25 protein-coding genes are annotated in these 23,410 nt (G+C 59.1%); 16 read left to right on the top strand and 9 right to left on the bottom strand.

All coding sequences use genetic code 11. The features are described 5' to 3' along the window. Positions 1 to 455: 455 nt before the first annotated feature. The gene (gene rne, locus ADK28_RS13000; protein WP_075202072.1) at positions 456 to 3,821 is read left to right on the top strand and encodes a ribonuclease E; all 3,366 of its coding nucleotides are present in this window, start codon (positions 456 to 458) and stop codon (positions 3,819 to 3,821) included. Positions 3,822 to 3,881: 60 nt separating this feature from the next. On the opposite strand, the gene ADK28_RS12995 is transcribed toward rne, so the two are convergent. Further along, positions 3,882 to 4,169, bottom strand: a complete 288-nt coding sequence (locus ADK28_RS12995) for a putative quinol monooxygenase (RefSeq protein WP_015377446.1) — start codon at positions 4,167 to 4,169, stop codon at positions 3,882 to 3,884. Positions 4,170 to 4,382: 213 nt separating this feature from the next. Between ADK28_RS12995 and pyrC the strand changes: the two genes are divergently transcribed. The 8 genes from pyrC (at position 4,383) to ADK28_RS12955 (ending at position 9,954) form a co-directional block, all read left to right on the top strand. Continuing rightward, on the top strand, positions 4,383 to 5,429 hold the full coding sequence (gene pyrC / locus ADK28_RS12990) for a dihydroorotase (RefSeq protein ID WP_048795836.1): 1,047 nt from the start codon (positions 4,383 to 4,385) through the stop codon (positions 5,427 to 5,429). Positions 5,430 to 5,504: 75 nt separating this feature from the next. Further along, complete coding sequence (gene dinI, locus ADK28_RS12985) at positions 5,505 to 5,744, top strand: DNA damage-inducible protein I (protein ID WP_015377444.1); 240 nt, start codon at positions 5,505 to 5,507, stop codon at positions 5,742 to 5,744. 130 nt (positions 5,745 to 5,874) lie between these two features. After that, positions 5,875 to 6,153, top strand: a complete 279-nt coding sequence (locus ADK28_RS12980; RefSeq protein ID WP_004927809.1) for a hypothetical protein — start codon at positions 5,875 to 5,877, stop codon at positions 6,151 to 6,153. Between the two features lie 201 nt (positions 6,154 to 6,354). Then, positions 6,355 to 6,609: a biofilm formation regulator BssS gene (bssS, locus tag ADK28_RS12975; RefSeq protein WP_004927812.1), complete on the top strand. Its 255-nt coding sequence runs from the start codon at positions 6,355 to 6,357 to the stop codon at positions 6,607 to 6,609. Between the two features lie 139 nt (positions 6,610 to 6,748). Next, positions 6,749 to 7,864, top strand: a complete 1,116-nt coding sequence (solA, locus tag ADK28_RS12970; protein WP_028128020.1) for an N-methyl-L-tryptophan oxidase — start codon at positions 6,749 to 6,751, stop codon at positions 7,862 to 7,864. A gap of 216 nt (positions 7,865 to 8,080) precedes the next feature. Further along, on the top strand, positions 8,081 to 8,707 hold the full coding sequence (locus ADK28_RS12965) for a LuxR C-terminal-related transcriptional regulator (protein WP_048795835.1): 627 nt from the start codon (positions 8,081 to 8,083) through the stop codon (positions 8,705 to 8,707). A gap of 122 nt (positions 8,708 to 8,829) precedes the next feature. After that, a complete protein-coding gene (locus tag ADK28_RS30060; RefSeq protein WP_004927822.1) occupies positions 8,830 to 8,946 on the top strand; it encodes a DUF2770 family protein in 117 nt (38 codons plus the stop codon). Positions 8,947 to 8,949: 3 nt separating this feature from the next. Further along, entirely contained in the window at positions 8,950 to 9,954 is a 1,005-nt protein-coding gene (locus tag ADK28_RS12955; protein WP_048795834.1) for a zinc-dependent alcohol dehydrogenase family protein, read from the top strand. Here ADK28_RS12955 and ADK28_RS12950 read toward each other — a convergent pair. Then, positions 9,902 to 10,960 carry an AI-2E family transporter gene (locus ADK28_RS12950; RefSeq protein ID WP_033640753.1) on the bottom strand — a complete coding sequence of 353 codons (1,059 nt, stop codon included), beginning with the start codon at positions 10,958 to 10,960 and terminating at the stop codon, positions 9,902 to 9,904. The genes ADK28_RS12955 and ADK28_RS12950 overlap by 53 nt on opposite strands. Positions 10,961 to 11,401: 441 nt before the next feature. On the opposite strand from ADK28_RS12950, the gene ADK28_RS12945 reads away from it, so the two are divergent. Beyond that, a complete protein-coding gene (locus ADK28_RS12945; protein ID WP_048795833.1) occupies positions 11,402 to 11,956 on the top strand; it encodes a cytochrome b in 555 nt (184 codons plus the stop codon). A gap of 23 nt (positions 11,957 to 11,979) precedes the next feature. Next, positions 11,980 to 12,558, top strand: a complete 579-nt coding sequence (locus ADK28_RS12940; protein ID WP_048795832.1) for a YceI family protein — start codon at positions 11,980 to 11,982, stop codon at positions 12,556 to 12,558. A gap of 43 nt (positions 12,559 to 12,601) precedes the next feature. On the opposite strand, the gene ADK28_RS12935 is transcribed toward ADK28_RS12940, so the two are convergent. Together ADK28_RS12935 and ADK28_RS12930 are read right to left on the bottom strand one after the other, a co-directional pair. Further along, positions 12,602 to 13,669 (bottom strand): rhodanese-related sulfurtransferase, encoded by a 1,068-nt coding sequence (locus ADK28_RS12935; RefSeq protein WP_048795831.1) that lies wholly within the window; start codon positions 13,667 to 13,669, stop codon positions 12,602 to 12,604. Between the two features lie 119 nt (positions 13,670 to 13,788). Then, entirely contained in the window at positions 13,789 to 13,947 is a 159-nt protein-coding gene (locus ADK28_RS12930) for a hypothetical protein (RefSeq protein WP_016928210.1), read from the bottom strand. Positions 13,948 to 14,208: 261 nt separating this feature from the next. Between ADK28_RS12930 and ADK28_RS12925 the strand changes: the two genes are divergently transcribed. The 4 genes from ADK28_RS12925 to ADK28_RS12910 all read left to right on the top strand — a co-directional run bounded on the left by ADK28_RS12925 (position 14,209) and on the right by ADK28_RS12910 (position 18,985). After that, the gene (locus ADK28_RS12925; RefSeq protein ID WP_015377426.1) at positions 14,209 to 15,129 is read left to right on the top strand and encodes a Kdo(2)-lipid IV(A) acyltransferase; all 921 of its coding nucleotides are present in this window, start codon (positions 14,209 to 14,211) and stop codon (positions 15,127 to 15,129) included. A 102-nt stretch (positions 15,130 to 15,231) separates the two neighbouring features. Further along, the gene (locus tag ADK28_RS12920; RefSeq protein WP_016928212.1) at positions 15,232 to 15,516 is read left to right on the top strand and encodes a YciI family protein; all 285 of its coding nucleotides are present in this window, start codon (positions 15,232 to 15,234) and stop codon (positions 15,514 to 15,516) included. Positions 15,517 to 15,717: 201 nt separating this feature from the next. After that, positions 15,718 to 16,956: a multidrug efflux MFS transporter MdtG gene (gene mdtG, locus ADK28_RS12915; RefSeq protein WP_016928213.1), complete on the top strand. Its 1,239-nt coding sequence runs from the start codon at positions 15,718 to 15,720 to the stop codon at positions 16,954 to 16,956. A 475-nt stretch (positions 16,957 to 17,431) separates the two neighbouring features. Continuing rightward, on the top strand, positions 17,432 to 18,985 hold the full coding sequence (locus ADK28_RS12910) for a peptide MFS transporter (RefSeq protein ID WP_016928214.1): 1,554 nt from the start codon (positions 17,432 to 17,434) through the stop codon (positions 18,983 to 18,985). Between the two features lie 50 nt (positions 18,986 to 19,035). Here the strand turns inward: ADK28_RS12910 and ADK28_RS12905 are convergent, their stop codons facing one another. From ADK28_RS12905 to ADK28_RS12890, 4 genes are read right to left on the bottom strand one after another with little or no spacing between them, the layout of a single operon-like run. After that, positions 19,036 to 19,434: a VOC family protein gene (locus ADK28_RS12905; RefSeq protein WP_016928215.1), complete on the bottom strand. Its 399-nt coding sequence runs from the start codon at positions 19,432 to 19,434 to the stop codon at positions 19,036 to 19,038. After that, a complete protein-coding gene (locus ADK28_RS12900; RefSeq protein WP_048795830.1) occupies positions 19,425 to 19,853 on the bottom strand; it encodes a DUF6691 family protein in 429 nt (142 codons plus the stop codon). The genes ADK28_RS12905 and ADK28_RS12900 overlap by 10 nt, the downstream gene beginning before the upstream one ends. A 2-nt stretch (positions 19,854 to 19,855) precedes the next feature. Beyond that, entirely contained in the window at positions 19,856 to 20,290 is a 435-nt protein-coding gene (locus tag ADK28_RS12895) for a YeeE/YedE family protein (protein ID WP_033640757.1), read from the bottom strand. Continuing rightward, entirely contained in the window at positions 20,280 to 20,597 is a 318-nt protein-coding gene (locus tag ADK28_RS12890; RefSeq protein WP_016928218.1) for an ArsR/SmtB family transcription factor, read from the bottom strand. Before ADK28_RS12890 ends, ADK28_RS12895 begins: the two co-directional genes overlap by 11 nt. A gap of 135 nt (positions 20,598 to 20,732) precedes the next feature. On the opposite strand from ADK28_RS12890, the gene ADK28_RS12885 reads away from it, so the two are divergent. Then, positions 20,733 to 21,533: an AraC family transcriptional regulator gene (locus tag ADK28_RS12885; RefSeq protein WP_016928219.1), complete on the top strand. Its 801-nt coding sequence runs from the start codon at positions 20,733 to 20,735 to the stop codon at positions 21,531 to 21,533. Here the strand turns inward: ADK28_RS12885 and leuA are convergent. Next, a complete protein-coding gene (leuA, locus tag ADK28_RS12880) occupies positions 21,484 to 23,172 on the bottom strand; it encodes a 2-isopropylmalate synthase (RefSeq protein ID WP_033640758.1) in 1,689 nt (562 codons plus the stop codon). The two genes, ADK28_RS12885 and leuA, sit on opposite strands and share 50 nt — an antisense overlap. Between the last annotated feature and the right edge of the window lie 238 nt (positions 23,173 to 23,410).

Raw genomic sequence — 23,410 nt, 5'->3', positions numbered from 1 at the left:
GCAGCAAGCCGATTTGAACGTTTGCGATTTCTTCCGCAGTTAAGGAAAAGTCACCTTGCTATAACGGCATCAGCAGTGGAATAATGCAGTCACTTTCCGCGTTGATTCTCGTTAAACAGGGAAAACGGTGGAATTATAAAATTTGTCTGATCGCGCAAAAACGCAGCAATGGCGTAAGACGTAATGCGAAATCAAACAATTAGCGGGCTGCGGGTTGCAGCTTGGCCGGCAAATGGAATCAGATCTGTCGACGTAAATCAGAGGCTATTCCCCTAGTAAAAGTGCTGTCTTTCACAAAGAAAAGCAGGCTTACCGAGATAATGCGCCCCTATGCAGGCGACAACCGTGAGGTTGACGACTTTGCGAGAAGACACGGGGCTTTCGGTTTAACTCCGGCCATGAGGTTATTTTGCCCGCAGCTTTGTCGATAATGTAAAAATAACGAGTAAGTTAAGATGAAAAGAATGTTGATTAACGCAACTCAGCAGGAAGAGTTGCGTGTTGCCCTCGTAGATGGACAGCGGCTGTATGATTTGGATATTGAAAGTCCGGGTCATGAGCAGAAAAAAGCGAATATTTACAAAGGCAAAATCACCCGCATTGAACCAAGTCTTGAAGCAGCGTTCGTGGACTACGGCGCAGAACGACATGGTTTCCTCCCCCTTAAAGAAATCGCCCGCGAATACTTCCCTAGCAATTACTCTTCCCATGGTCGCCCGAACATCAAAGATGTGCTGCGCGAAGGCCAGGAAGTCATCGTTCAGGTAGACAAAGAAGAACGTGGCAACAAAGGCGCCGCCTTGACCACCTTCATCAGTCTGGCGGGCAGTTATCTGGTGCTGATGCCGAACAACCCGCGCGCCGGCGGTATTTCTCGCCGCATCGAGGGCGACGATCGCACCGAGCTGAAAGAAGCGCTCTCTTCGCTGCAACTACCGGACGGCATGGGCCTGATCGTTCGCACCGCGGGCGTAGGCAAATCCGCCGACGCGCTGCAGTGGGATCTCTCCTTCCGCCTGAAGCACTGGGAAGCGATTAAAAAAGCCGCCGAAGGCCGCTCTGCGCCGTTCCTGATCCACCAGGAAAGCAACGTTATCGTGCGCGCCTTCCGCGATTACCTGCGCCCGGACATCGGCGAAATCCTGATCGACAACCCGAAAATTCTCGATCTGGCCAAAGAGCACATCGCTGCGCTGGGCCGCCCGGATTTCAGCAGCAAAATCAAACTGTACAGCGGTGAAATTCCTCTGTTCAGCCACTATCAGATCGAATCGCAGATCGAATCCGCCTTCCAGCGCGAAGTGCGCCTGCCGTCCGGCGGTTCGATCGTCATCGACAGCACCGAAGCGCTGACCGCCATCGACATCAACTCCGCGCGTGCAACCCGCGGCGGCGACATCGAAGAGACGGCGTTCAACACCAACCTGGAAGCGGCGGACGAGATCGCTCGCCAGCTGCGCCTGCGCGACCTCGGCGGCCTGATCGTCATCGACTTCATCGACATGACGCCGGTTCGCCACCAGCGCGAAGTGGAAAACCGCCTGCGTGACGCCGTGCGCCAAGACCGCGCGCGCATCCAAATCGGCCGCATCTCCCGCTTCGGCCTGCTGGAAATGTCGCGTCAGCGCCTCAGCCCGTCGCTTGGCGAGTCCAGCCATCACGTGTGCCCACGCTGTAACGGCACCGGCACCATTCGCGACAACGAATCGCTGGCGCTGTCCATTCTGCGTCTGATCGAAGAAGAAGCGCTGAAGGAAAACACCAAAGAAGTTCACGCTATCGTGCCGGTTCAGGTCGCTTCGTACCTGTTGAACGAAAAGCGCGAATCCGTCAGCGCGATCGAAAAACGTCAGGGTGGCGTGAAAGCCGTCATCGTGCCGAACGATGAAATGCAAACCCCGCACTACTCGGTGCTGCGCGTGCGCAAGGGCGAGGAAACCTCTACCCTCAGCTACCTGCTGCCGAAGCTGCACGAAGAAGACATGGAACGCCCGCTGGAAGATGCGCCGATGGAGCGCAAGCGTCCGGAGCAACCGGCCCTGGCTTCCTTCTCGCTGTCCGCCGATGCGCCGCCGCCGGCTGAAGAACCCGTCGCCGTGGCCAAGCCTGCCGCTGCAGCCGCCAAGGCGAAAGCCGCAGCGCCGGCCGCCGCCAAGCCGGGCTTCCTGGGCCGCCTGTTCGGTGGTCTGAAGAACTTGTTCGCCGGTGAAGAGCAACCTGCCGTCGAAGAAGCCAAACCAGCCGAAGCGCCGAAGGCGGAAAGCAACGGTGAAAACCGTCGTCAGGATCGTCGCGGTCAGCGCCGTCAAGGCACCGGCCGTAAAGAGCGCGGTGAGCGTAGCGACCGTGGCGATCGTCCGGAACGCGGCGAGCGTAAAGAGCGCGGTGAAGGCCGTGACAATCGCGAGCGCGACAACCGTGAACCGCGTGAGAACCGTGAAGGCCGTGAATCGCGTGAGTCCCGCGATGAGCAGCGCCGTAACCGCCGCAACCAGCAGCAGAACGCGCCGGTAGCGGAGGAAACCGCTTCAGAAGAAGGCGCTAAAGCGCCGCGCGAAGATCAGCAGCAACGCCGTGAGCAGCGCGCTGAACGCCAGCGTCGCCGTCAGGAAGAGAAACGTCAGGCTCAGCAGGAAGTGAAAGCGCTGGAAAGCGTTGAAGCGGTCGAGAGCACCGACGAAGAGCAGGAAGAACGCCAGCAGCAGAACATGCAGCGCCGTCAGCGCCGCACGCTGACGCAGAAAGTGCGTATCCTGTCTGCCGAAGAAGAGCTGCAGCGCGCAGCGGAAGAGCTGTTGGCGCCGAAAGCGCCGGTAGCGAAAGCCGAAGACGCGCAGCCGACCACCGACGACAGCGTCAAGCTGCTGCCGGAAACCGTTGCCGCACAGCCGGAAGACGATGCCCAGGGCGAAAGCCGCGGCAACGGCGAAGGCATGCCGCGCCGTTCCCGCCGTTCACCGCGCCACCTGCGCGTCAGCGGCCAGCGCCGCCGCCGTTACCGCGATGAACGTTACCCGCTGCAATCTCCAATGCCGCTGGCGGGCGCATTCGCTTCGCCGGAAATGGCATCGGGCAAAGTCTGGGTAAGCTACCCGGTCGCTCAGGTTGAAGAAGCCGAAGTGCAGACCGAAGCCGTAGAACAGGCTGTGGCACCGGTTGTCGCTGCCGCGGTTGAACAGCACAACGTTGCCGTGGAAGAAACCCAGGTGGCGGCCAGCGTCAACCCGCCTGCGCCAGAGGCCGCCGTTGAAACTGCTGCCGTTACCGTAACGGAAGAAGCTGCAGCCGTAGCGCCTGTCGTGGCTATCCCGGCCGAGGAAATCCCGGCGCCGGTGGAAACCTCCCCGGCAACTGTTGCAGTTGAACAGCCGAAAGCGGAAGAGACTGCCCCTGCAGTGGAAGCCGAGCCGGTAGCTGAAACCGTAGCTGTAGAGCCAGTGGTTGAACCTGCGCTAGCGGAAGACGAGCCTGTGGTCGAAACTGCACCGGTGGTAGAAGCCACGCCAGCGGAAGAAACGCCAATGGTAGAAGCCGCACCTGCGGCGGCAGCCGTGGAAGCCGCTCCGGTGGAAAAAGCCCCTGCGCCAGTGGTTGCTCAGCAGCCGGCGCCGGTGAAAGCCGTGCAGGACGCGCTGTACAAACACATCGCCACTGCGCCGATGACCAAAGCGCCTGCGCCGGCCTATGTGCCGGAAGAACGCAAGCACAGCGACTGGCAGCGCCCTTCCTTCAACTTTGAAGGCAAAGGCTCCGCAGGCGGCCATTCGGCGGTGAGCCAGGCGACCGCGCCGGCCACCAAACCACAGCCGGTTAACGAATAAGTTAATCTGCAACCCTAAAAAAACCCGCCATCGGCGGGTTTTTTCTTGCCTGTAACGTCCTCAGGCGATCTTCTTCAGTTTTTTGATGTCCAGAACATCCAACTTGCCGTCAAGCCGGCTGACGAACTGCTGAAAATGCGCCGTCTCATTATGCTTATCCAGCGCTTCGCTGCTGGCCCAACGCTCAAAGAACACGAAAACGCCCGGTTTTTCCAGATCGCGATGCAAGTCATATTGCAGGTTGCCCAACTCCTGGCGGCTCGGCTCGATAATGTCGTGCACCGCTTCGCTGACGGCGGCTTCAAATCCCGCTTTCGCTTGCAGGGTGGCGATAACGCGTACTTCCATTGCTTTCTCCCTTTCCACTTGATGAAGGTCGACGGTATTGGCGTCGGCATCGTTGAAATCCCTGTTACTATGCGCCCGCCGCGCTATTGATTTCAACTTGTCGCCAACAAACAGATGCATCTGCGGCACTTTCCGCTTATCCTTACACCCCGGCGTGAATAAACCCATTATTCGCTTTTCATTAGACGTATTTGACCGCCGGAGCCTAGCTAGATGACCGCACAACCTCAAGTTCTGAAAATCCGCCGCCCAGACGACTGGCATATCCACCTGCGTGACGATGAAATGCTGAAAACGGTGGTGCCCTATACCAGCCAGGTATTTGGCCGGGCGATCGTGATGCCGAACCTGGTTCCGCCCGTAACGACCGTGGCCGCCGCGCGCGCCTACCGCGATCGCATTCTGGCGGCGGTTCCGCAGGGTCACAATTTCACTCCGCTGATGACCTGCTACCTGACCAACTCCCTGGCGGCCAGTGAACTGGTCAACGGCTTCGAACAAGGGGTGTTTACTGCCGCCAAGCTGTATCCGGCCAACGCCACCACCAACTCCAGCCACGGCGTCAGCGACGTGACCGGTATTTACCCGCTGTTCGAGCAGATGCAAAAAATCGGCATGCCATTGCTGATCCACGGCGAAGTGACCGATCCTGCCATCGATATTTTCGACCGCGAGGCGCGTTTTATCGAGCAGGTGATGGAACCGATTCGCCAACAGTTCCCTGAGCTGAAGATCGTCTTCGAGCACATCACCACCAAAGAAGCGGCGCAATACGTGCAGGCAGGCAATCGTTTCCTCGGCGCCACCATCACGCCACAGCACCTGATGTTCAACCGCAACCACATGCTGGTCGGCGGCATTCGCCCGCACCTGTTCTGCCTGCCGATCCTCAAGCGCAATGTCCACCAGGAAGCGCTGCGTCAGGCGGTCGCCAGCGGCTCGGATCGCTTCTTCCTTGGCACCGACTCCGCGCCGCACCTCAAGCATCGCAAAGAGTCCAGCTGCGGTTGCGCCGGCTGTTTCAACGCGCCGAATGCCATCCCGGCTTACGCAGCGGTCTTCGAACAGCTAGGCGCACTGGAGCACTTCGAAGCCTTCTGCTCGCTCAACGGCCCGCGCTTCTATGGCCTGCCGCTCAACGAAGACTTCATCGAACTGCAGCGCGTGCCAACCACCCAGCCGGAAGAGATTACCCTCGGCAATGAATCCGTGATCCCCTTCCTGGCGGGTGAAACCCTGAACTGGTCGCTGAAAGACTGATATTTTTGCTTCGCCCTCTTGCCCCCGCACTCGGTTAACTGTATAAATAAACAGTAAATCGCTTCGGGGGCAATTATGCGTGTTGAAGTCACTATAGATAAAACCCGGCCGCTGCCGGCGGGCGCCATTGAGGCGCTGACCGGTGAACTGGGCAAGCGGGTCAACCGCCAGTTTCCAGACGCCGTCGTGCACGTACGTTATGCCGGCGCCAACGGGCTCTCCGTGCTGGGGGGCGCCAAAACCGACCGGGATCTGATCGAGGAAATCCTTCAGGAAACCTGGGAAAGCGCAGACGAATGGTTTAGCGCAGAATAACACTGCAATGCTGTTTTTGCCGGGGGTCGCTCTCCGGCTTTTTTGTTTCTGGCGCCCTGCCCATTCATCGCTTACCCTTACTCTGAAACAAAATCTGCCTCAGCGCTGTATTTAACGCAAAGGAGTAAGCATGGCCCCGGACAAGGTGAAATCCGAAGACGCAATGACGTTTGGCGAACTGCTGGCGCTGATTGCCGATCAGAAAAGGCGCTTGAACGTACTGGAAGTGGCTTTCTCTTATCTGGCCTTCAGCCTGGATGACAAAGCCAACCAACGGCTGATCCACAGCCTGAAGCTGGAATCGCACAGCCAGAATCGTGATGCCGAAACGCAAAAGCATTTCGCCCATTTGGCCGAAGAGCTGGAAAAATGTCTGCACGGCGCATCGCCACCTGCCGACGCGGAATAACGCGCTGCGCTTGACTCATCCACTGCTGCACATACAAATTTGTAGAATAATTGTTCAAATAAATATTTATTTTGCAAAATTCGGTGACAACCCCCTCCACCGATGAAAGCGGATGCGTATACTGTAATTGCTCTCATGATGATGAGCCGCATTGATCCTCGTTAGTCACTCACGGTAGTTACTACTCAATAAGGGGTCTTTATGGACAGAAATGATGAAGTAATTCAGACGCACCCGCTTGTCGGTTGGGATATCAGTACTGTCGACGTTTACGACGCCATGATGATACGCCTTCATTACCTGTCTTCACTAGACCAAACGCCCGAAGAAGCCCAAGTAGACCGAACGCTTTGGCTCACTACAGATGTCGCCCGTCAATTAATCAATATCTTAGAGGCCGGCATCGCCAAGATTGAAGCTACGGATTACCAGGATCTTGATCGCAGAAAACATTGATACATCGTCCCCTAACCCCTAAGGCGCCGTGACCGATCCCGGCGCCTTTTCTTCGCCTTTCGCCGTTCAATCAGTGCATTGCGCTCGCCAACCTTTTATCATGGGGCGATAAGAAATCGCTATCAGAGAGGGTGGGCACGTGGAATATGATTTGATTGTGGTGGGCAGCGGTTCAGTCGGCGCGGCGGCAGGGTATTACGCTACCCGGGCCGGCTTGAAAGCGCTGATGATCGACAGCGCCATTCCTCCACACCGCAACGGCAGCCATCACGGCGATACCCGCATCATTCGTCACGCTTACGGCGAAGGTGAAAAGTACGTGCCGCTGGTGCTGCGCGCACAGGCGCTGTGGAATGCGCTGATTCAACAATCCGGTGAAGAACTGTTCCAGTCGTGCGGCGTGCTCAACCTGGGGCCGCAGCACTCCGAATTCATTCGCAATGCTCAGCAGAGCGCGCAAAAGTTTCGCCTTAATGCGCAAACCCTCAGCGCCGAACAGATCGCTCAACGCTGGCCGGAATTCCGCGCGCCGGAAGGTTACGTCGGTGTCTTCGAGCCGGACGCCGGCTTCCTGCGATCCGAACTGGCGGTTGCCAGCCTGATCAAACTGGCGAAAGAGGCCGGCTGCAGCCAGCTGTTCAACTGCCCGGTCAGCGCGGTGAACCCCATTGATGGCGGCGTTGAGGTCGTCACCGACGAAGGGCGTTTCACGGCGCGAAAAGCGGTGGTCACCGCAGGCACCTGGGTGAAGGCGCTGTTGCCGCAGCTGCCGATCGCGCCATTGCGCAAGGTATTCTCCTGGCATCAGGCGGACGGCCGCTACAGCGTGAACAATCGCTTCCCGGCCTTTACCGTCGAAGCGCAGGACGGCACGCACTATTACGGCTTCCCGGCGGATAACGATGGCCTGAAAGTGGGCAAACACGACGGCGGCCAGCCGATGGATGCCCCCGAGCAGCGCAAGCCCTTCGGCAGCTACGCCAGCGACGGCACGGAAGTTTTCTCCTTCCTGCGGCAATTTTTGCCGGGTGTAGGCGTATGTTTACACGGCGAAGCCTGCAGTTATGATATGAGCCCTGACGAAGACTTTATTATCGATACGCTGCCGGATTGCGATCGCCTGATGGTCATCAGCGGATTGAGCGGCCACGGCTTCAAGTTCGCCAGCGCTCTGGGCGAGATCGCCGCGCTGTTCGCGCAGGACAAAGCGCCGCCGGTTGACCTCTCCAGCTTTGGTCTGAAGCGATTTAGCTGAGCGGAGGATTTCGCTGTCCACGTTCCCGTCGAGCCCTGGACAGCGAAATCTGGCGGTTACAATTTATTAACCTGCTAACTCTTTTAAATACCAAGTAAAAATTCTGATAACGGAAATTTCTTGCATTCAGCATTTGAATTTCCGAATTGAACACTTGCAGTGTAAGTCCTATTTTACAGAAGATATGCTCCATCGGCTTTCAACAAGGACGTCACCATGAAACTACTTGTCGTGGACGAATGCTGCTTCACCCGGGTCGGTATAGCCAGCTACTTTGCTGATAGTGGGATTACGACGATCAAGTGCTGCCACAGCATTGAGTACGCTACGCCACTGTTGTCCAGCTTTCAGCCGAGCCACATTCTGGTGAACCTCAGCAACCAATGCCGCTATAACGAAGCGGACGCACAGCTGCTGGCATTTATGGAAGCCAGCCACTCTGCCTTGCTGTTTATCTATCTCGATACGCCTTACCCTTACAGCGAAGCGCCAATGCGCATCGCCGATAATGCCTTTCTGTTCAATAAAAGCATTCTGCCGCTCACCTTACGCACGCTGCGCGAAAATCCGCTGGCGCTGGCCGATGACGGCGAAGAGCGTTCCCTGTTCAGCCCGCAGGAACTGACGGTAATGAAATATTGGATGGCGGAGATGCCCAACTACCGCATCGCGAAAAAGCTGCAGATCAGCTCGCATACGGTGTACGTGCACAAACGTCACATCACGGAGAAGATCAACGCGCGCAACCGGCTGGAGTTCTACTCGCTGTATAACGTGCTGCGCTATTTCTACCCGCCGAGCACGCCAACAAATTCGACGCCGCTGGCGCTGCTGGCGGTATAGCATCAAGCCTGCGATAACGCAGGCTTTTTTATCGCCGCTCTTCCAGCGCACACGCGCGGCGCGCTGTAAAAGACGTCGAGAAAAGGACTATAATCAAGGGTCCTTCTCTTCAGGCGGCTGAAATGTTAAACCGAATACTGGCGGCTATCGTCAACAATGTGCGTGAGCACCTGGTGCTTTACCTTTGTCTGTGGCTGGTGCTGCTGGCGTTGGATGTCTATTTCTTCTTCGTCATGTAATCCATGCCGCCGTTATTTCCCCGATTGAGCTTCAACCGCTTCGGCGATCCCGCCCTGGTGCTGGAATTGCAGCAGATGAGCAGACCGCTGCTGCGCCCCGGACAGCAGTTATTGCAGATGCGCTATGCCCCGATCAACCCTTCCGATCTGATCCCGATCCACGGCCAATACGCGCACCGCATCGCCCTGCCGCAGGTGCCGGGATATGAAGGCGTGGGCGTCATCGTCAATCCGCAGAATGGGCATTCAACGGACCGACGCGCGCTGGCGGTAGCGGGTGACGGCAGTTGGCAAACCTTCGTCACGCTGCCTGAGGCTCGGGTGGTCTGGGTGCCGGATGACATTGACGACGCCTGCGCAGCGCAAATCTATATCAACCCGCTCACCTGCTGGGTGCTGTTGACGCAATGGCTGCCGCTCAACGCCGGCGACGTACTGCTGCTCAACGGCGGCGGCTCCGCTGTCAGCCTGCTGCTGGCGCAGCTGACGGCGCTGCGCGGCATTCGTCTGGCGGTCGTGGTGCGCAACGCCGCTCATCGCCAGGCGTTACTGGCCGCCGGCGCCTGGCGCGTTATCGAAGCGCCACAGTTGGTGGAAATGACGAATTTTGGCGCCCGTGCGGCCATCGACTGCATCGGTGGGGAAGACGGATTGCAGCTGGCGCAGGCGGTCCGCACCGGCGGCGATTTTGTGGCGCTAGGCCTGCTGAGCGGCCGCCAGGTAGACTGGCGGCGCGTGGTGGACGAGTTAAAGCTGCGCGCTTCGCTGTTCCACCTGCGCAAATGGAACGCACAGGCGGCGCCGGCGCAGTGGCAGATGGCGTTTTATCAGCTATTCCAGCTGCTGCGGCGCGGCCAGCTGGCTTTGCGCCCACCCGCCGCGATTTATCCTTTGCATCAGTACGCAGCGGCGCTGCAGCAGGCCACGCAGCCCGGTGTGAAAGGCAAGATCTTCCTCACTCCGGCGCCGCCGGAGGCTGACGCGGCGGGCGGCCGTCCCCCAGGATAACCGCCAGCCGATAGCCGCCCTCAGTGGTCTCCAGCGCGATGCGCGCCACGATCGTCAGCGGCACCGACAGCAACATGCCCACCGGGCCGAGCAGCCAGCCCCAAAAGATCAGCGACAGGAACACCACCAGCGTCGACAGCCCCAGCCCGCGCCCCATCACCCGTGGTTCGAGGATATTACCGATCACCATGTTGACAGCGATAAAGCCGCCCGCCACCACCAGCGCATCGCCCAGCCCGTTGAACAACAGCGCCTGAATCAGCGGCGGAATGGCGGCCAATACCGAGCCAATGTTGGGAATGTAGTTGAGCAGAAACGCCAGCAGCCCCCAGATAAAAGCGAAGCGCACGCCGACCGCCGCCAGGAAGATCCAGACGATCACCCCGGTGGCCAGGCTGATGATGGTTTTAATCACCAGATAGCGCGTCACGCCGTCCAGCGCCCGCCGCACCGCGGCAAGGCCTTCGTTCGGCTTATCCAGCGCCTGCTGCAGCTTATACGGCAGCAGCTGCACTTCAAACAGCATAAACACCACGGTCATCAGCAGCAGGAAGACGTTGGTCATGGCGCCAGACAGGTGGCCCAGCATGCGGGTGACCAGATTCATCGCCGCGCTCGGATCGACATACTGCAGCATCGCTTCGCTGGAGAGGCTGATATTGAAGCGATCGGCGTAATGCTGCAGCTCGCGCAACTTCTCGATCATCATGCCGCGGTACTGCGGCAGCGAGCGGGCGAACTCATTGAGCGAAGCGCCCAGCATGCCGATAAACAGCATCACGACCACGATCACCGCCGTCAGCAGCAGCGTCACCCCGACGATACGCGGCACCCGCTTGCGTTCCAGCATCGCCACCAGCGGGTTCAACACCATGGCGAGAAATACCGCCAGCAAAAACGGCACCACGATGTCAGCGGCGGCTTTCACCCCGGCCAAAATGATCACCAACATCGCCAGCAGGACGGCCAGACGCAGGCTGCTGTCGGTCACGCGGGTTCGGCCCATGACGTTTCCTTGTTATTTCACTGGGTTAACCGGCGGCAGGCGCCGACTCTTGGCGCTAATGGTAGCAAAATCCACCGTCACGCCGCAGAGGATTTCGCCTAACCGTTCGAAAAAATTAATCTTTCCGCCCTGCTCTTTGCCGCAAGAAATAGGCATAACGTTTGCCAACAAATAATTCCACCGAGCAACTCATGGACGATTTACGTAAAATGACAAAAGCTGACATTAATAAATAATAAGCCTAATTTTCAACAACTAGCACAACCGCCCCATGAGGGAAATAATATCATCTTCAACGATTTATCTGATGAAGCCCGAACATCTCAAACAAATTCACTGACTAATATTTCTAAGAAGTAACATAGTTAAATTTATTATTGATTTTATGTTTCCTAAAGTTTAATTATTGCAGCCAGCCAATCGGTAATCGAAGGAAACAGGATGCTCTGGAAAAATACCGCCGATCGTTTCGGCCATGTGTCAGTGTTGATCCACTGGCTGGTGGCGCTGACGGTGTACGGCATGTTCGCACTTGGCCTGTGGATGGTCACGCTGGGCTATTACGACGTCTGGTACCATCAAGCGCCGGAGATCCACAAAAGCATCGGCGCGCTGCTGTTCATCGTGATGGTGATCCGCGTGGTCTGGCGCTTTGTCTCGCCGCCGCCCAAACCTCTGGCCAGCTATGGCCGCCTCACTCGCGTCAGCGCCATCCTCGCGCATCTGGCGCTGTACGCCGTGTTGTTCGGCATTCTGATCAGCGGCTATCTGATCTCCACCGCCGACGGCCAACCGATCAGCGTGTTCGGCTGGTTCGACGTGCCCGCCACCGTGACCGGCATGGCGGAGCAAGCCGACACCGCCGGCGCCATACACCTTTACCTGGCCTGGGCCGTGGTAGTGCTCTCGGTACTGCACGGGCTGGCCGCGCTTAAACATCACTTTATCGATCGTGATGTCACTTTGAAACGGATGCTGGGTAGCAGCGCCGATTAACCTTTGGATTTATGGAGATTGCTATGTTGAAAAAGACCGTATTGGGCCTGACCGCAGGCGCCCTGCTGCTGAGCGCCGGTTCCGCACTGGCGGCGGACTACAAGATCGACAAACAGGGCCAGCACGCCTTTATCGAGTTCCGCATCCAGCACCTGGGCTACAGCTGGCTGTACGGCAGCTTTAAAGACTTCGACGGCGGCTTCACCTTCGACGAAAAAGATCCTTCGAAGGACAAGGTCAACGTGACCATCAATACCGCCAGCGTCGACACCAACCATGCCGAGCGCGACAAGCACCTGCGCAGCGCCGAGTTCCTCAACGCGGAGAAGAACAAACAGGCCAAGTTTGAATCCACCGAAGTGAAGAAAAACGGCGACGGTTATGCGGTGGTCGGCAACCTGACGCTGAACGGCGTGACCAAGCCCGTCACGCTGGACGCCAAACTGATTGGCCAGGGCAACGATCCGTGGGGCGGCTACCGCGCCGGCTTTGAAGCCAACGGCAAGATCAAGCTGAAAGATTTCGGCATTACCACCGATCTGGGCCCGGCGTCGCAAGACGTTGAGCTGATCATCTCCGTAGAAGGCGTGCGCGAGAAATAAAAAAAAGCCCGGCTTGGCGGCCGGGCTTCTCATTTCCTCAGGCTCAGCGGGCTGGGCCTTCTTCTTCCGGTGCCGGAATGTGCATCGTGGTCTGCAACAATCCTTTCGACTTATTGAAGATCTTGACGCCATTTTCGCGGCCGGCACGGCGCGCGCGCTGCTCTTCGCGCGGCAGCTTCAGCTCTTCGCGGCAAATCTCGCTGCAGCATCCTTCAAACTTGGCGGCGCAGCTCGGGCACTGAATGAACAGCAGATGGCAGCCGTCGTTCTTGCAGTTGGTATGGGTATCGCACGGCGCGCCGCACTGGTGGCAGTTGGCGATCACATCGTCAGAGATGCGCTCGCCCATGCGCTCATCGAACACGAAGTTTTTGCCGATAAACTTCAGCGGCAACCCCTGTTCTTTCGCTTTGCGGGTGTACTCGATGATCCCGCCTTCCACGTGGTAGATGTTTTTAAAACCGTTGTGCAGCATATAGGCGCTGGCTTTTTCACAGCGAATGCCGCCGGTGCAGTACATGACGATATTCTTGTCTTTGCTGTCCTGCAGCATCTCCACCGCCATCGGCAGCTGATCGCGGAAGGTATCCGACGGCACCTCGATGGCATTTTCGAAGTGGCCAACTTCGTACTCATAGTGGTTGCGCATATCGACAAATACCGTATTCGGATCGTCGATCATCTGATTAACGCGATCGGCCTGCAGATACTCGCCGACGTTGCTCGGATCGAAGCTCTCGTCATCGATGCCGTCGGCCACGATGCGCTCACGCACCTTGAGGCGCAGCACCCAGAAGGATTTGCCGTCGTCTTCCAGCGCGATATTCAGGCGGACCTGATCCAACGCCGGGTGCGAGGCGAACAGCGCGGCTTTGAACGCGTCGAAGTGATGCTGCGGCACGCTGATCTGCGCGTTGATGCCCTCTTTCGCCACGTAGATGCGGCCGAACACCTTCAGTTTTTCGAACTGAATGTACAGGCTGTCGCGAAACGCCTTGGGATCGTCGATGGAGAAGTATTTGTAAAAAGAAACTGTGGTGCGCGGCTCGGTTTCCGCCAGCATGCGCGCCTTCAGTTCCTCATTAGAAATTCGGTTATGTAACACTGGCATGGTGTACTTTCCTGTCTTTCGGGAGGTGACTGATTACCGCGCGCAGCCAGCAGGCCCGCGCGCGGCGCACATCATACCCGAAAAACCGCCGCCGCGCAGCCCTGGCGCAAGCGCCCCGTTCAGCGTCCGCCGCCTTCGGTAAACGCGGAAGCCACCATACCGAGCGCCATCATCACGCCGGCAAGCGCCAATATCGCGTTCATCTGCAAATGTGCGCCGACGCTGCCGACCGCCGCGCCCAACACCAGCAGCCCCGCACTGATCCATGGTGCCAACATATTTACCCTCTGAATAATTACCGACAATAATATCCCCATTATCTTTGGCAGGAAAGATTGTGGAAAAATTCGGCATTCGATGCATATTTAACGCCCAAAAAGGGATTTTAATGCGTTGTGTTTTCCCGGATCGCCAGAAAAATGCCACAATAGTCGCAAACAAACGGCAGAAACGAACCTTGCCGCCGAGTTCACCCGGCTGCCAGACCGTGCGATGACGCTGTCATTACACTTAAACAACCGTATTCAAACAGAGAACCCATGACTCAAGTTCCTACTTTCAATCGCTCCTTATTGCACCCGCGCTACTGGCTGACCTGGGTCGGCATCGGCTTGCTGTATCTGCTGGTGTTGCTGCCTTACCCCGTCATCTACTGGCTCGGCACCTCGATTGGGCGATTTTCCATGCGCTTTCTCAAGCGGCGCGTCGCTATCGCCCAGCGCAACCTCGAGCTCTGTTTTCCCGACATGCCGCAGGCCGAACGCGATGCGCTGGTGGTAAAGAATTTCGAATCGGTCGGCATGGGGCTGTTTGAAACCGGCATGGCGTGGTTCTGGCCCAACTGGCGCATCGAGCGCTGGTTCAAGGTCAGCGGCCTGGAGCATATCCAAAAAGCGCGCGACAACCAGCAGGGCGTGCTGCTGATTGGCCTGCACTTTTTGACGCTGGAGCTGGGCGCGCGCATCTTCGGCATTCACAACCCGGGCATCGGCGTTTACCGCCCGCACGACAACAAGCTGATGGACTGGCTGCAAACCTGGGGGCGCATGCGTTCCAACAAGTCGATGCTGGATCGCAAGGACGTCAAAGGCATGATCCGCGCCCTGAAACAGGGCGATATCATCTGGTATGCGCCGGATCACGACTACGGCCCGCGCAGCAGCGTTTTCGTGCCGCTGTTCGCAGTGGACAAAGCCGCCACCACCACCGGCAGCTATGTGCTGGTGCGAATGGGTAAACCGGCGATCATTCCGTTCACCCCGCGCCGCCTGCCGGACGGCAAAGGGTATGAGCTGATCATGCAGCCGGCGGTGGAAAACTTCCCGCTGGATAATGAACTCGACGCCGCCGCCTTCATGAACAAAGTGGTGGAAAAAGAGATCCTGATGGCGCCGGATCAATACATGTGGCTGCATCGCCGCTTCAAGACCCGCCCGGAAGGCGAGCCTTCGCTTTACTGATAAAACCAACCCGCCGCCGGCGGGTTTTTTATTGCGCGCCTCTTGAGAATCGCCGGCGAGGGTGGGATGGTAATGCCTTTGCCGCCACCCCCTGGAGCCGCTATGTACATTGTCAGCCTGACCTACCATCGCCCGATCGCCGACGTCGACAGCCACCTTGACGGGCACATCGCCTGGCTTAAGAAATATTTTCAGGACGGCACCTTCGTCGCTTCCGGCCGCAAGAATCCCCGCACCGGCGGCGTGATCCTGGCCAAAGGCATTGAGCGTGCGCAACTGGACGCCATCCTGGCCGAAGATCCGTTCAACGCCGTGGCCCACTACGAGGTCACCGACTTTAGCGCCACCACCACCGCTGCCGGTTTCGAGGCGCTGGCCGGCTTATAAAACGCTATAAATTCCGCGCGCCAAGCGCGGAATAAGGTTTAAACGTTATTTTTAAAACTTTATTTCATTTTTCGCCCAATCTTTGTCCCCTCATTTGCCGTCGCCGCGCTTGCGGCGCATACTTACCAGGCTAACTTTTCACGTTTTGCCCCTTCATCTTTGCCACAGGCAAAACGCGTCACCTTTCGGCAATGGACATTTATGGCTTCGGCAGCAGAACCCGTTAACTGGAAACGCAACCTTTTCGTCGCCTGGCTGGGATGTTTTCTCACCGGCGCCGCCTTCAGCCTGGTGATGCCGTTTCTGCCGCTGTACGTAGAGACGCTGGGCGTAACCGGCCATCAGGCGCTCAACATGTGGTCCGGTCTGCTGTTCAGCATCACCTTCCTGTTTTCCGCTATCGCCGCGCCGTTCTGGGGCGCCCTGGCCGACCGACGCGGCCGCAAACTGATGCTGCTGCGTTCGGCGCTCGGTATGGCGATCGTCATGGCGCTGATGGGCATGGCGCAAACGGTCTGGCAGTTTCTCGCGCTGCGTGCGGTGCTGGGGCTGCTCGGCGGCTTCATTCCCAACGCCAACGCGCTGATCGCCACCCAGGTGCCGCGCAACCGCAGCGGCTGGGCGCTCGGCACCCTGTCTACCGGCGGCGTCGGCGGCGCGCTGGTCGGCCCGCTGATCGGGGGGCTGCTGGCCGATTTATACGGCCTGCGCCCGGTGTTTTACATCACCGCCGCGGTGCTGTTCGTCTGCTTCGTGCTGACGTTGCTGTATGTCAAAGAACAATTCACCCCGGTGCAAAAGCGCGACATGTTGCATGCAAAACAGGTGTTCGCTTCGCTGAAAAACCCGAAGCTGGTGCTCAGCCTGTTCGTCACCACCATGATCATCCAGATCGCCACCGGCTCGATCGCGCCGATCCTGACGCTGTATGTGCGCGATTTGGCCGGCGCCACCCATAACCTGGCGTTTATCAGCGGGCTGATCGCCTCGGTGCCCGGCGTCGCGGCATTGATGAGCGCCCCGCGGCTGGGCAAGCTGGGCGATCGCATCGGCCCGGAACGCATACTGGTATTCATGCTGATCGTCTCGGTGCTATTGCTGATCCCGATGGCGTTCGTGCAAACGCCGTGGCAGCTCGGGGTGCTGCGTTTTCTGCTGGGGGCGGCCGACGGCGCGTTGCTGCCGGCGGTACAGACGTTGTTAATTTATAACTGCACCAATCAGGTGGCCGGCCGTATTTTCAGCTATAACCAGTCGTTCCGTGACGTCGGCAACGTCAGCGGTCCGCTGCTCGGCGCCGCAGTCTCCGCCGGTTACGGTTTTCGCGCGGTCTTCGCCGTCACCGCTTTAGTGGTGCTGTTCAACGCGGGTTATTCCTGGTGGTGTCTGCGGCGGCGGCCGAGCTATTTGCGGGAAGACACACTGCAGGAAGAGCAATAGCTGCATTTATCGCCAGTTGCCTCCGTTGACCAGATCAATGGCGCATTTCCCCCACTTTTAATAATGCCTCCTTCGGGCTGGCGTATTTTCGCCCCACCCAGAACATTCTTATCCCAACGCTTTGTTTATCAACAACTAATTAACTTTCAGCGTATAAAACCCGCTGTCAATCATATTCCTGTCATAACCAACAGAAAAACCAGAAAAGGAGATGCTTGTCGACTTTTCGTCTAAAAAATGGGATACAGGTACTAGACAAAACCAACGACCAGTTATCAAATGGTTAAATAATATCACGCCAGATGTGAAACATCGGCCAAGTGAAGAAAAGGTCAGCACGCTTTCCACGGTTTATCAGCGTTGCAGCCGCGGTGTTTGTCGGGTAATCCGCATTGGGCGGATCGCCTTCATTAAATACACATACATACCACAGTACGGGCTGCAGCCTTGCAGCGCCTTTTATTGGGAAATCGTTATGCAATCCTCTGTCAATAAGTCAGAAAGCCGGACCTTCTTCGGCCATCCCTATCCGCTGGGTTCTCTGTTCTTCACCGAAATGTGGGAGCGTTTCTCGTTCTACGGCATCCGTCCGCTGCTGATCCTGTTTATGGCCGCCACCGTGTACGATGGCGGTCTGGGTCTCGCGCGCGAGAACGCGTCGGCGATCGTCGGCATCTTCGCCGGCAGCATGTACCTGGCGGCACTGCCGGGCGGCTGGCTGGCGGACAACTGGCTCGGCCAACGCAAGGCCGTCTGGTACGGTTCGATCCTGATCGCGCTCGGCCACCTGTCGATCGCCCTGTCCGCGGTGATGGGCACCAACCTGTTCTTCATCGGCCTGATGTTCATCGTGCTCGGTTCCGGCCTGTTCAAAACCTGTATCTCGGTGATGGTCGGTACGCTGTACAAAAAAGGCGATGCGCGTCGTGACGGCGGTTTCTCGCTGTTCTACATGGGCATCAACATCGGCTCGTTCATTGCCCCGCTGATCTCCGGCTGGTTGATCAAGTCACACGGCTGGCACTGGGGCTTCGGCATCGGCGGTATCGGGATGCTGGTGGCGCTGGTGATCTTCCGGGTATTCGCCGTACCGGCGATGAAACGTTATGACCACGAAGTGGGCCTGGACTCCACCTGGAACAGCCCGGTCGCGAAGAAAGAAGGCGTCGGCGTCTGGTTGCTGGCGCTGGCGGCCATCCTGGTGGCGGTCATCGTGCTGATCGCCCAAGGCACCATCGTCATCAATCCGGTCGAGGTGGCCAGCGTGCTGGTATACGTCATCGCCGCGTCGGTCACCCTGTACTTCATCTATCTGTTCGCCTTTGCCGGCCTGAGCCGCAAAGAGCGTGCGCGCCTGCTGGTGTGCTTCATCCTGCTGATCTCCGCTGCGTTCTTCTGGTCGGCGTTTGAACAGAAACCGACCTCGTTCAACCTGTTCGCCAACGATTACACCAATCGCATGATCGGCGGCTTCGAGATCCCGGCGGTGTGGTTCCAGTCGATCAACGCCCTGTTCATCATCCTGCTGGCGCCGGTGTTCAGCTGGGCCTGGCCTGCGCTGGCACGCAATAACGTGCGTCCGAGCAGCATCACCAAGTTCGTGATCGGTATCCTGTGCGCCGCCGGCGGTTTCGGCCTGATGATGTTGGCCGCGCAGAATGTGCTGAGCAACGGCGGCGCCGGCGTATCGCCGATGTGGCTGGTGGGCAGTATCCTGATGCTGACGCTGGGTGAGCTGTGCCTGAGCCCGATCGGGCTGGCCACCATGACGCTGCTGGCGCCGGAGAGAATGCGCGGGCAAATGATGGGGCTGTGGTTCTGCGCCAGCGCGCTGGGCAACCTGGCGGCCGGTCTGATCGGCGGCCACGTCAAGGCCGACCAACTGGATATGCTGCCGAATCTGTTCGCTCGCTGTTCCGTCGCGTTGCTGATCTGCGCCGCCGTGCTTATCGTGCTGATCGTGCCGATTCGCCGCATGCTGGAAAATACCCAGTCCAAGAGCGCGCAAAAACCGGCGACCAACGTCTGACGGATAACCCGTTTTTCTCTCGCAAACCGGCGCTCGATGCGCCGGTTTTTTTATGCTTGCCAGGCCTGATGTTGCAAGACCACCCGGTAGCCGTCAGGATCTTCAAAGGTTTGCCCCGCGCGATCCCAATAGGGATTATAGGCGGCGACCGCCAAAAACCCCGCCGCCCGCATCCGCTCACACGCGGCCCGCCATTCGTTCTCATCCGGCAGATAAAATACCAGCAGATGATCCTGCGTCGGCGCCTGCCCGACCCGCACCCCGCGGTGCTGCGTGAACTCCAGATGGTAGGCATGCTGCGGATGCCCAATCATCATGCCGTCGAACCCCTGATGATCGACAAACTCGCCCAGTTTTTCGAAACCCAGCCCGCGGCAATACAACGCGGCAATTTCCTGCAACCGATCGGTGGGGCGCCCGATGCGCAACACCGCTTTGGCTATCGACATGTACGCCTCCGCCTCATGATAACGTCATACAGCGCCATGCCCGCCAGCATCGCCAGCAGGAACGGCCATACCCGGCCTATCGCCACCCCGGCCAACACCCAGGCCGGGCCGGGGCAAATGCCCGCGATACCCCAGCCGATGCCGAACAGCGCGCTGCCGGCCAGCAAACGGCGATCCACACGCCCGGCGGCCGGGATCTGCAGCGGCTCGCCCAACAGACTCCGCTCGCGTCGCCGCGCCCACAGGAAGGCCGGCGCTGCCACCGCGATCGCCCCTGCCATCACCAACGCCAGCGAGGGATCCCACATGCCGGTAACGTCGAGAAACGCCAACACCTTGGCCGGATTGGCCATGCCGGCGATAATTAACCCCAGACCGAAAATCACGCCGCTCAGCAGCGCCAACAGCGTTTTAAGCATTTTCAACCTCCCAACGTATGGCGCATCAGCCACACGGTCATAAAGCCCAGCAGCATAAACACCGCCGTGGCGGCCAGTGAACGCGGCGCCAACCGCGCGACGCCGCACACGCCGTGCCCGCTGGTGCAACCGCTGCCCAATCGAGTGCCCAAGCCCACCAACAGCCCTGCGGCCGCCAGCCAGCCGTTGCCAACCGAGATCTCACCGGGCGGCAACGCCGCAGCGGCAGCATACAGCCAGGGAGAGAGCAGCAACCCGCCAATAAATGCGGCGCGCCAGCCCCGCTCCCGGCCGCCCGCGCTCAATAAACCGCCGGTAATGCCGCTGATACCGGCGATCCGGCCATTGAACAGCAGCAGCAGCGCTACCGCGCCGCCGATAATGGCCCCGCCCGCCAACGCGGAATACGGCGTGAAGTGCTGCCAGTCAATGGTCATCGCGGTTCTCCGGCTGTGGGCAATACAGTTGATACAGGGTCGTGAGCAGCGCCAGCGCTTTGGCATCGGCCACCGCATAGTAAATCTGCTTGCCGGCTCGCCGGGTGGAGACCAACCCCTCCTCGCGCAGCACGCCAAGCTGTTGGGACAGCGTCGGCTGGCGGATATCCAGCGCCTGCGCCAGCTCGCTCACCGCCATCTCGCCCTGACTGAGCCTGCACAGTAACAGCAGCCGATCTTCGTTGCCCAAGGTACGCAGCATCGCACCGGCCTGCGCCGCCGCCTTGCGCATCGCATCAATATCCATTGCCTCTCCATCAGTTTATAAAATTATATAATATAATTTTATAAACCATTTTGCCGTGCCGCGCCACAGACTGGTGTGAAACAGCGCCGCATGGCATGCTGTCCTCCCCCTTTTGCCGCGCGGAGCCTGCTTACGATGCTGTTGTTTCACGACGTTCTGCCGCCCGATCGGCCTGTACGGCCATTAGCCAGAGATTATCGCCACGGCGACAGCGAGCCGGACCACTACCATAACTGCGCGCAGCTGATTCACAGCCTGAGCGGCGTGGTGCAGGTCACGACCCGGCTCGGCAGTTGGGTGGTGCCGCCCGGCCGCGGCGTCTGGGTGCCGGCGAAAGTGGTGCACAGCCTGCGTATCACCGGCCAGGTGGCGGCCAGGACGTTGTTCGTCGATCCGTTGGCGCGCGCCGATCTGCCGGCCCAATGCCAGGTAGTGCAGGTTTCCCCGCTGCTGCGCGAGTTGATTATCTGTGCGATGGAAATTGCGCCCGGCTATCCAAGCGGCGGGCGCGATGAGCGCGTGATGGAACTGATTCTGGATGAGTTGCGAATGCTGCCGATTCTGCCGCTGCACCTGCCGGAACCTCGCGAAGCCTCGCTGCTCGCCCTGTGCCGCCATATCCAGGCCACGCTGGCGCAACCCTGGACGCTGGAACAGGCTGCCGCTCATCTCAGCGTCAGCGGACGCACTCTGTCGCGGCGCTTCCAGCGAGAAACCGGGCTGCATTTTAGCGATTGGGTGCGACGCGCCCGTTTGCTGGCGGCATTAAACGCGCTGGCGACCGGCCGCTCGGTGTTGGAAGTGGCGCTGGATCTCGGCTATGACAGCCCCAGCGCGTTCAGCGCCATGTTCCGCCGGCTGCTGGGAGTAGCGCCCAGCGACTATTTCAGCCGGACTGCGCCGACGTTGGCGCCAGATAGCGCCCGGCGACGTTGAACAGCGCCTGCAGCGAGGCGCTGGCGGAGTCGGCGTCGATGCCAACGCCGTAAGTCGCCTCACCTTGCGGCAGCGTACAGCGAATATAGGCCACCGCTCGGCTATCGCTCTGATGTCCCAACGTATGCTCGTGATAATCCTCGATCGCCAGCGACAAGCCGAAGCGCTGACGCAGCGCATCCACCGCGCTGGAAAGCAGACCGTTGCCGGCCCCCTGCAGGCGCAGTGGCTCTCCCTCGCAGGCAACTCGCGCGTTGAAGCTGTAGGCCTCTACCCCATGGCTTTCCGTTTGGTAGCTTAACAGCTGCAAACGCGGCTGCTCCACCAGCCCGTAAGTATCGCGGAATAAACGCCACAGCTGCGCGCCGCTCATTTCTTTGCCGCTGCCGTCGGTCGCGCGCTGCACCACTTGGCTGAAATCAATCTGCAAACCGCGCGGCAACGCCAACCCATGATTCTGTTCCAACAACCAGGCGGCGCCGCTTTTGCCGGACTGGCTGTTGACCCGGATCACCGCTTCATAGCTGCAACCGACATCGGCGGGATCGAGCGGCAGGTATGGCACCTGCCAGCGGCCATCTTGCCGCTGCCGTTGCGCGGCGAAACCTTTCTTGATCGCATCCTGATGCGAACCGGAAAAGGCGGTAAACACCAACTCGCCGGCATAAGGATGGCGAGGATGCACCGGCAGCTGATTGCACTGCTCCACCACCTCCACCACCTGCTTCAGGCGGCTGAAGTCCAGACCCGGCGCCACGCCCTGGGTATAGAGATTCAACGCCAGCGTGACCAGATCGACGTTGCCGGTGCGCTCTCCGTTGCCGAACAGGCAGCCTTCGACCCGATCGGCGCCGGCCAGCAAGGCCAGCTCCGCACAGGCCACGCCGGTGCCGCGATCATTATGCGGATGCACGCTGATCGCCACATCGGCGCGACGGCTGAAGTGCCGGCAAAACCATTCGATCTGATCGGCATACACGTTGGGCGTGCTCACTTCCACCGTCGCCGGCAGGTTGATGATCATCGGCCGCTGCGGCCCCGGCTGCCAAACCTCCGCCACCGCTTCGCAGATCTCCAGCGCGAACTCTAACTCAGTAAAACAGAAGGTTTCCGGCGAATACTCGAAGCACCAGGCGGTATCGGGCTGTGCCTCGCACTGCCGGCGGATGCGCCGCGCGCCGTTCACCGCCAGCGCCACGGTGGCGGCCTTATCCTGGCGGAACACGATATCGCGAAACATCGGCGCCGTGGCGTTATACAGATGCACGATAGCCCGCGGCGCCCCCTGCAGCGCTTCGAAGGTGCGATCGATCAGATCGTCGCGCGACTGCGTCAGCACCTGGATCGTGACGTCGTCCGGGATCAGCCGCTCGTCGATCAGCGCGCGCACAAAATCGAAATCCGTTTGCGACGCCGAAGGGAAAGCCACCTCGATCTCCTTGAAACCGCACTGCAACAACAATTGATAGAATTCGCGCTTGCGCGCGTTATCCATCGGCTCCGCCAACGCCTGGTTGCCGTCGCGCAGATCGCTGGAGCACCAGCGCGGCGCCTGCCGCAGCGTACGCGCAGGCCATTGGCGGTCCGGCAACGCCACCGGCGGGAACGGTCGGTATTTGCTTGAAGGGTCGATTAACATGGGCTTCTCCTGACGCCAGAGTGAACGATGCGTCATTATTTCCCGCCATCGCCTCCTCTTCTCCCGCTTTGCGGACAACCATCGTCGCAAAGCGGACAACAAAAAAATTTGCATCCTGCGCCAGTGAGACAACAATTAGTTTTGACGTTTCCCCCACCGCACCGGCAGTGCGCCGGACGCTTTACTCTCATTGTCAACGGAGGCGAACATGAGCCTGTATGCAACCCTGGAAGAAGCC

This window comes from Serratia sp. 506_PEND (assembly GCF_001076875.1).
In the GTDB taxonomy this organism is placed as follows: Bacteria; Pseudomonadota; Gammaproteobacteria; order Enterobacterales; family Enterobacteriaceae; genus Serratia; species Serratia marcescens.
This window is presented reverse-complemented; position numbering and strand designations above follow the sequence as displayed.